Annotated in this window: 1 protein-coding gene; it reads right to left on the bottom strand. The window is 68.0% G+C overall.

Translation table 11 applies throughout. The features are described from left to right. A partial coding sequence (locus OP04_RS55315; protein WP_198154340.1) for a hypothetical protein occupies positions 1–206 on the bottom strand: 206 nt, incomplete at both ends.

Here is a 206-nt window from a genome sequence, read left to right on the forward strand (position 1 = left end):
GCTTCAGCGCCAGGCGCTTGTTGGCCTTGGTCGCGGCCTTGCCCTTGCTGTCCGTCTCCGTGTAGCCGGTGATCGTGATGGCCTTCGCGGTCGCCAGCGCCCCCTTCAGGTCGTTGAGCGTCCGGAGCGCCTTCGGCCGCAGCTTCGCGGAGTAGTGCGGGAACGTGAACGACTGCAGCACCACCGTGTTGTTCACCGGCGGCGCC

Source organism: Catenuloplanes japonicus, from assembly GCF_000717135.1.
Lineage (GTDB): Bacteria > Actinomycetota > Actinomycetes > Mycobacteriales > Micromonosporaceae > Catenuloplanes > Catenuloplanes japonicus.